This window comes from Kitasatospora sp. NPDC059722 (genome assembly GCF_042733235.1).
In the GTDB taxonomy this organism is placed as follows: Bacteria; Actinomycetota; Actinomycetes; order Streptomycetales; family Streptomycetaceae; genus Kitasatospora.
In genome coordinates, this window is sequence record NZ_JBHWGD010000012.1 from 154301 (window position 1) to 162066 (window position 7766).

The window sequence follows — 7766 nt, forward strand, 5'->3', positions numbered from 1 at the left end:
CGCCCCCGTACGGGAACGGCGCCCTGTGCTGTGGCGCGGTGGCGGCTCAGGCCTTGCGGCGGCGCCCCTTGGCCGACTTCGCGGCCTTGCGGCGCTCGGCGCGGGTCAGGCCGTCGCCCTCGTCCTCCGCCGCGAGGTCGTCGAAGTCGCCCTCGACCACGCCGCCGCCGATCTCGTCCGAGGGGGCCGTGTAGTGCAGCCGCTGCGGCTTCGGGGCCTCCAGGCCCTTGGCCTTGATCTCCGGGCGGGCGGCGTCCTTCTCCAGCTTGTCGAGCACCACCTCGGCGTCCTCGACCGGGACCTCCTCGACCTGCTGCTCGACCTGGACCTCCAGGTTGAACAGGTAGCCGACGGACTCCTCCTTGATGCCCTCCATCATCGCGGTGAACATGTCGAAGCCCTCGCGCTGGTACTCGATCAGCGGGTCGCGCTGCGCCATGGCCCGCAGGCCGATGCCCTCCTGGAGGTAGTCCATCTCGTAGAGGTGCTCGCGCCAGCGGCGATCCAGCACCGACAGGACGACCCGGCGCTCCAGCTCGCGCATGATCTCCTCGCCGAGCTGGTCCTCGCGGGCGCCGTACTGCGCCTGGATGTCCTCCTGGACGACCTTGGTGAGGAACTCGGAGGTCAGGCCGCCGGAGCCGCCCGCCTCCTCCTCCAGCTCCCCGAGGTCCAGGGCGAGCGGGTAGAGCTGCTTGAGCGCGGACCAGAGCTTCTCCAGGTCCCAGTCGTCCTCGAAGCCCTCGCCGGTGGCCGCCTTGACGTAGGCCTCGACGGTGTCGTCCATGAAGTGGCCGACCTGCTCCTGCAGGTCCTCGCCCTCCAGGACGCGGCGGCGCTCGCCGTAGATGACCTCGCGCTGGCGGTTCAGCACCTCGTCGTACTTCAGGACGTTCTTGCGGATCTCGAAGTTCTGCTGCTCGACCTGGGTCTGCGCGGAGGCGATCGCCCGGGTGACCATCTTCGACTCGATCGGCACGTCCTCGGGCACGTTGGCCATCGAGAGCACGCGCTCGACCATGCCGGCCTTGAACAGGCGCATCAGGTCGTCGCCGAGCGACAGGTAGAAGCGGGACTCGCCCGGGTCGCCCTGACGGCCGGAGCGGCCGCGCAGCTGGTTGTCGATCCGGCGGGACTCGTGCCGCTCGGTGCCGAGGACGTAGAGGCCACCGGCCTCCTTGACCTCGTCCTGCTCGGCCTTGACCGAGGCCTTGGCCTTCTCCAGCGCGGCCGGGAACGCGGCCTCGTACTCGTCCGGGTTGTCCCCGGCGGAGAGCCCGCGCTGGGCCAGCTCGGCCGCCGCGAGGTGGTCCGGGTTGCCGCCGAGCATGATGTCGGTGCCGCGGCCGGCCATGTTGGTGGCGACGGTGACGGCGCCCTTGCGGCCGGCCTGCGCGACGATCTGCGCCTCGCGCTCGTGGTGCTTGGCGTTCAGCACCTCGTGCGGGATGCCGCGCTTGCGCAGCTCCTGCGACAGGTACTCGGACTTCTCGACCGACACGGTGCCGACCAGCACCGGCTGGCCCTTCTCGTGCTTCTCGGCGATGTCCTCGACGACGGCGGCGAACTTGGCCGGCTCCGACTTGTAGATCAGGTCGGGCTGGTCGATGCGCAGCGGCGTCTTGTTGGTCGGGATCGGCACGACGCCGAGCTTGTAGATCTGGTGGAACTCGGCGGCCTCGGTGGTGCCGGTACCGGTCATGCCGGAGAGCTTGTCGTACAGGCGGAAGAAGTTCTGCAGGGTGATGGTGGCCAGGGTCTGGTTCTCGTTCTGGACCTCCACCCCCTCCTTGGCCTCGATCGCCTGGTGCATGCCCTCGTTGTAGCGGCGGCCGGCCAGGATGCGGCCGGTGTGCTCGTCGACGATCATGACTTCGCCGTTCATGACGACGTAGTCCTTGTCCGCCTTGTACAGCTCCTTGGCCTTGATGGCGTTGTTCAGGAAGCCGACCAGCGGGGTGTTCACCGACTCGTAGAGGTTGTCGATGCCGAGGTAGTCCTCGACCCGGGTGACACCCTCCTCCAGGATGCCGACGGTGCGCTTCTTCTCGTCGACCTCGTAGTCGCGGTCGATCTTCAGGCGCTGCACCAGCTTGGCGAAGTCGGCGTACCACTTGGTCGCCTGGTCGGCCGGGCCGGAGATGATCAGCGGGGTGCGGGCCTCGTCGATGAGGATCGAGTCGACCTCGTCGACCACCGCGAAGTTGTGGCCGCGCTGGACGAGTTCGTCCTTCGACCAGGCCATGTTGTCGCGCAGGTAGTCGAAGCCGAACTCGTTGTTGGTGCCGTACGTGATGTCCATCGCGTACTGGCGCTTGCGCTCGGCGGGCGTCATGTTGCCCAGGATCACGCCGACTTCGAGGCCGAGGAAGCGGTGCACCCGGCCCATCCACTCCGAGTCGCGCTCGGCGAGGTAGTCGTTGACGGTGATCAGGTGGACGCCCTTGCCGGTGAGCGCGTTCAGGTACGCGGGCAGGGTGCCGACGAGGGTCTTGCCCTCACCGGTGCGCATCTCGGCGACGTAGCCGAAGTGCAGCGCGGCGCCGCCCATGAGCTGGACGTCGTAGTGCCGCTGGCCGAGGACGCGCTTGGCGGCCTCGCGGACGGTGGCGAACGCCTCGGGGAGGATGTCGTCCAGGGACTCCCCGTCGACGAGCCGCTGCTTGTACTCGTCGGTCAGTGCCCGCAGCTCCGCGTCGGTGAGGTTGACGAAGTCCTCTTCGATGGAGTTGACCTGGGCAGCAATCCGCTGCAGCTTGCGAAGGATCTTGCCTTCGCCGGCGCGCAGGATCTTGTCGAAGACGGACACTAGAGCGGGCTCCTTGCCTGTATTGGCACTGGACGACTGCACGACGGGTTCACCCCACCGCACGGGCCATCGTATGCGAGGAGTCCAATGCCCCGGGAGGTGCGTCAGCACGGTATTCCCGTGTCACTCGCGCGGGCGCCCGACCGATAGCACCGCCCACCGGGGCAAAACGGTCCCGGCCCCGCCGAGTTGGCGGAATATTCGGATGTCCGCCCTCCGCTTGGCGCGGAATAATCCGGGCATGGAAGAACTCCGGACCACGCCCGTCACCCTCACCACCGAGCGACTCGTCCTGCGCGCCCCGCAGGAGTCGGACATCGACGCGGTCCTCGCCGCCTGCCAGGACGAGGAGATCCAGCGCTGGACGGTGGTGCCGGTCCCCTACCGGCGCGAGGACGCGGAGTTCTTCGTCCGCACACTGGCCCCGAACGGGCTGCGCGACGGCTCCGAGTACATCTGGTGCGTGACCGACCGCGCCACCGGGCGCCTGGTCGGCACCCAGTCGGTGTCCCGCTTCGCCGCCGACCCGGCCGCCGCCTCCGTCGGCTGGTGGACGGCGAAGGAGCAGCGCGGCCGCGGCTACACCGTCGAGGCGGCCCGCGAGGTCGCCCGCTGGGCCCTCACCGAGCTCGGCGTCCGCCGCCTCCAGTGGCTCGCCTACGTCGGCAACGACGGCTCCCGCGCCGTCGCCGAGCGGGTCGGCTACCGCTTCGAGGGCACGCTGCGCTCGTACGCCGAGCAGCGCGGCGTCTTCCACGACTCCTGGGTCGCCTCGCTGCTCCCGTCCGACCTGGCCTGAGCCGGCCCGCCGCCGGCCGCGCCACCGGGCCCGGCCGGGCCCGGCCGCTGTCGGTGCCGGGCGTTACGCTCCCCGGCATGAGCTCCGCGCCCGCCCCCAGCTCCCCCGTCGCCGTCCTGAGTGTCGACGACGCCCGCCGGATCGCCCTGCGCGCGCAGGGCCTGCTCGGTGCGCCGGACCGGCGGGCCGGGGTGCGCGGCGTGCTGCGGCACCTGGGCGCCGTCCAGTTGGACACGATCTCCGTGCTGGCCCGCTCGCACGAACTGGTCCCGTACGCCCGGCTCGGCGCGGTCGGCCGGCCCGCCGTCGAGGCCGCGTACTGGGGCCACGGCACCAGCTTCGAGTACTGGTCGCACGCGGCCTGCGTCCTGCCGGTCGAGGAGTGGCCGCTGTTCGCGTTCCGCCGCCGCCGCTACCGCGACCGCGGCCACCTCTGGGGTCACCAGGTCTCGCCCGAAACGTACCGGCACGTGCTCGACAAGCTGCGCGCCGAGGGGCCGTTGACGTCCACCGAGCTGGGCGGCGCGAAGAAGACGGCCGAGTGGTGGGACTGGTCCGACACCAAGATCGCGGTCGAGCGCGCCCTGGCCTTCGGCGACGTGGTCTGCACCGAGCGCCGGAGTTGGAAGCGGGTCTACGCGCTGGCCGAACAGGCCGTCCCCGACGCCCTGTTCGGGCAGGATCCGACCGACGCGGACTGCGTCCGCACCCTGGTCGCCCAGGCCGGCGCCGCCCTCGGCGTGGCCACCCGGGCCGACCTGCTGGACTACCACCGGCTGCGCGCCGAGGAGTTGGACCCGGTCCTCGCCGACACCGGCCTCGTCCCGGTCGAGGTGGCCGGCTGGGGCCCCGACGGCACCGCGGCTCCCGCCTGGGCCGATCCCGCCGCGCTGGCCGCCGCCCCGCCGCGCGGACGCCACCGCACCACGCTGCTCTCGCCGTTCGACTCCCTGGTCTGGGACCGCGCGCGCACCGAGCGCGTCTTCGGCATGACGCACCGCCTGGAGGCCTACACCCCCAAGCACAAGCGGGTGCACGGCTACTTCGCCATGCCCCTGCTCGCCGGCGGGCGCCTGGTCGGCCGGGTGGACCCGGCCCGCGAGGGGCGCACCCTGGTCGCCCGCCAGGTCTCGCTCGACTCCGCCCGGCACGTCGGGGCACTGGCGACGGCGCTGCGCGAGGCGGCCTCCTGGGTGGGCTGCGACGCCGTGCGGGTGGAGGCGCTGCACGACGAGCGGCTGCGCCCCGCGCTGGAGAAGCTGCTCGCGGCGTGAGCACGCCCGGTGGCCGGGGGGAGCCCCGGCCGCCGCGCGCCGCGTCACCCTATTTCGAGGATCTTCTCGCGCATCGCGTAGACCACGGCCTCCATCCGGGAGTGGAGCTGCAGCTTCTCCAGGATGTTGCGCACGTGGTTCTTGACGGTGTTCTCGCTGATGAACAGCTCCTTGGCGATCTCCCGGTTGTTCATCCCGGTCGCCACCAGTTTGAGCACCTCCAGTTCCCGGTCGGTGAGCCGGGGCGCGGGTACCAGGTCCCGGTCGTCGGAGCGGCGCTGGATCATCGACTTGAACTCGGTGAGCAGCTTGGAGGCCATCGACGGGCTGATCTGCGACTGCCCGTCGGCGACGGCGCGGATCGCGGTGGCGACCTCGTCGGTGGAGATCTCCTTCAGCAGGTAGCCGGTGGCGCCCGCCTTGATCGCCTCGTAGAGGTCGGCCTCCTCGTCGCTTATCGTCAGCATGATGATCTTGGTGCTGGGTGCCACGTCCTTGATCGCCGTGCACGCCTCGATCCCGCTGCGGCGCGGCATCCGGACGTCCATCAGGATGATGTCGGGCAGCAGGTCGGCGGCCTTCAGCACGGCCTCGGCGCCGTCCCCCGCCTCGCCGACGACCTTGATGTCCGGCTCCTCGGCGAGCACGATCTCCAGCCCGCGGCGGAAGAGCGCGTGGTCGTCCACCACCAGCACGCGGATCGGCTCACCCCGGCGCGGTGCGTACGCGAGCTCCTCGCCCGCTCCCGGGGACAGTCCGGCAACCGGCCCCCCAGCGGGCCCCAGCCCGAAGTGATCCCCCATCCGCTCCTCCCCCTTCGCGGGACGTCGTGCGCCAATCATTCCACGCCGCGGCCACGCAACGGTCACCCTCCGATGCCGATTCCCCCGCAACGAGTGACCCCTCCACCACGGCCCGCGACCGCGCTCGACCGACGTTCGACCGCGGACGGCCCCCGGAACGCCGGTGACCCCGGCGGCCGCGGCCGCCGGGGTCACCCGTTCATCGCTCCGGACGGTCAGTCCTCGTCGTCGTCGGCTCCGCCGATCGCGCCACCCGCGCCGCCGCCCGCCGACTGGGCGGCGGGGTCGGTCTGCAGGTGGATCACACCGTAGTGGTAGCCGTGCCGGCGGTAGACGACGCTCGGCAGGCCGCTGTCCTTCTCCACGAACAGGTAGAAGTCGTGGCCGACCAGCTCCATCTCGTAGAGCGCCTGGTCCAGCGCCATGGGGGCGGCCGGGTGGGTCTTCTCCCGGACCACCAGCGGGCCTTCGCCCTCCACTTCCAGGGATCCCATCATGGTCTTGCGGACGGCCCCGTTGGTCTCGCTCTCCGGCGCCGCCGGCTCCGGCAGCCCGGCGAGGGCCGCGGTCGCCTCGGCGACGCTGATCGGGGTGCGGCCGTTGCCGCCCTTGTGCACCCGACGCCGGTCCGCGGACTTGCGCAGCTGGGCGTCGAGCTTCGCCGAGGCCAGGTCGAGCGCCGCGTACGGGTCCCCGGCGGCGGCTTCGGCCCGGATCACCGGCCCACGGGTACGGAGGGTGATCTCCACCCGCTCGGACCGGTCGGCCTGCCGCGGGTTGTGCTCCTTGGACACCTCGACGTCGAGGCTGATCACCTTGCCGTCGAACTTCTGGACCTTCTCCAGCTTCTCGGCCACGTGCTCGCGGAACCTCTTGGGCACCTCGGTCTTGCGGCCCTTGACGACGATGTCCACGCAGAACTCCGATCCCTCGTGCTGACGCCGATCCGGGTGCTACCGGACCGGACTGAGACCCAGCTGGACCAGCCCATCCACTGCCGGCCCCCCGCCCCCACCGCCAGCGGCGGGAACGACTGGCCCTCACCTCACTTCCTCCCCACCAGGGACGGTTGAAACCCCTTGAAGCTTTATCGAACACCTCACACGGGGTTTTCGCCTCCCCAGGCTCGGTCGTGGGCATGGGCCAGGAGCGGTGGGTGAACGGTCAAGCTGTTGCACCCTGTTTACCCTCCTAGGAGTGAAGCATGGGTGAATACCTGGACAACACCCCCCGTACGGCGCATCCTTTGCTCACTCTTCGTGCCTGCCGCCGCCAGGAGCAGTCGTGCCACCCACCACCGGACCCGTCCACCCGCCCTCCCCGCACGGGCCGTTCGGCCACGCACTGGCCGACCTGCTGGACGTCCTGCTGCCCACGCACTGCGCCGGCTGCGGCACCGACCGCACCCAGCTCTGCCCCGCGTGCCGGCACGCCCTGGGCGCCTCCCGGCCCGGCCCCACGCTGCTGCCCTGGGCGCACGCCGCGGCACCGTACGCCGACCCGGTCCGGCAGTTGCTGCTCGCCCACAAGGAACGCGGCGCCCTGCGACTGGCCGGCCCCCTCGGCGAAGCCCTCGGCCGGGCGGTGCGCTCGGCGCTCGGGCCGCGCGCCGGGCTCGCGCCGCTGCTGCTGGTGCCGATGCCCTCCACCCGGGCCGCCGTCCGCGCCCGCGGCCACGACCCGACGCTCCGGCTGGCCGCGGCCGCGGCGCGCTCACTGCGCCGGACCGGCCTGGACGTCAGGGCCGCACCGCTGCTGCGCCACACCCGCCCGGTCGCCGACCAGGCCGAACTGACCGCGGCCGAGCGCCGGCGCAACCTGCACGGCGCGCTCACCGTCCTGCCGCGCGCGCACCGGAGCCTGGCGGGCCGTCAACCAGTCCTGGTGGACGACCTGGTGACCACCGGTGCCAGTCTCGCCGAGGCCGCGCGGGCACTGGCCGCGGCCGGTCTGCCGGCCGGCGCGGCGGCCACCGTCGCGGCGGGGGGCGCCCGGCCGGGCCCCGCGGGGGGCCGCGCGGGGGGCCCCCGCCGGCGCGGGCGCCCGGGGGGCGGCCCGCGGGGAGTAATGGGAGAGCCCGC

6 protein-coding genes are annotated in these 7766 nt (G+C 72.0%); 3 read left to right on the forward strand and 3 right to left on the reverse strand.

Going from position 1 to position 7766, the window contains the following annotated elements; all coding sequences use genetic code 11:
• Positions 1 to 46: 46 nt before the first annotated feature.
• Positions 47 to 2809, reverse strand: a complete 2763-nt coding sequence (secA, locus tag ACFV4F_RS10835) for a preprotein translocase subunit SecA (protein WP_380435433.1) — start codon at positions 2807 to 2809, stop codon at positions 47 to 49.
• A 241-nt stretch (positions 2810 to 3050) separates the two neighbouring features.
• Here secA and ACFV4F_RS10840 point away from each other — a divergent pair, with 241 nt between their 5' ends.
• A complete protein-coding gene (locus tag ACFV4F_RS10840; protein ID WP_380435434.1) occupies positions 3051 to 3608 on the forward strand; it encodes a GNAT family N-acetyltransferase in 558 nt (185 codons plus the stop codon).
• Between the two features lie 77 nt (positions 3609 to 3685).
• A complete protein-coding gene (locus ACFV4F_RS10845) occupies positions 3686 to 4882 on the forward strand; it encodes a winged helix-turn-helix domain-containing protein (protein WP_380501595.1) in 1197 nt (398 codons plus the stop codon).
• Between the two features lie 44 nt (positions 4883 to 4926).
• Here ACFV4F_RS10845 and ACFV4F_RS10850 read toward each other — a convergent pair whose 3' ends face one another.
• Together ACFV4F_RS10850 and hpf are read right to left on the reverse strand one after the other, a co-directional pair.
• A complete protein-coding gene (locus ACFV4F_RS10850; protein WP_380435436.1) occupies positions 4927 to 5685 on the reverse strand; it encodes a response regulator in 759 nt (252 codons plus the stop codon).
• A gap of 215 nt (positions 5686 to 5900) precedes the next feature.
• Positions 5901 to 6599, reverse strand: a complete 699-nt coding sequence (hpf, locus tag ACFV4F_RS10855; RefSeq protein WP_380435437.1) for a ribosome hibernation-promoting factor, HPF/YfiA family — start codon at positions 6597 to 6599, stop codon at positions 5901 to 5903.
• A 370-nt stretch (positions 6600 to 6969) separates the two neighbouring features.
• Between hpf and ACFV4F_RS10860 the strand changes: the two genes are divergently transcribed.
• Positions 6970 to 7766: ComF family protein (locus tag ACFV4F_RS10860; protein WP_380501597.1), on the forward strand; the 797-nt coding region annotated here is incomplete at its 3' end.

Excerpts from the sequence above, each read along its gene's own strand:
- ACFV4F_RS10840 (WP_380435434.1), top strand. The coding sequence starts at position 3,051 with ATGGAAGAACTCCGGACCACGCCCGTCACCCTCACCACCGAGCGACTC.
- ACFV4F_RS10845 (WP_380501595.1), top strand. The coding sequence starts at position 3,686 with ATGAGCTCCGCGCCCGCCCCCAGCTCCCCCGTCGCCGTCCTGAGTGTC.
- ACFV4F_RS10850 (WP_380435436.1), bottom strand. The coding sequence starts at position 5,685 with ATGGGGGATCACTTCGGGCTGGGGCCCGCTGGGGGGCCGGTTGCCGGA.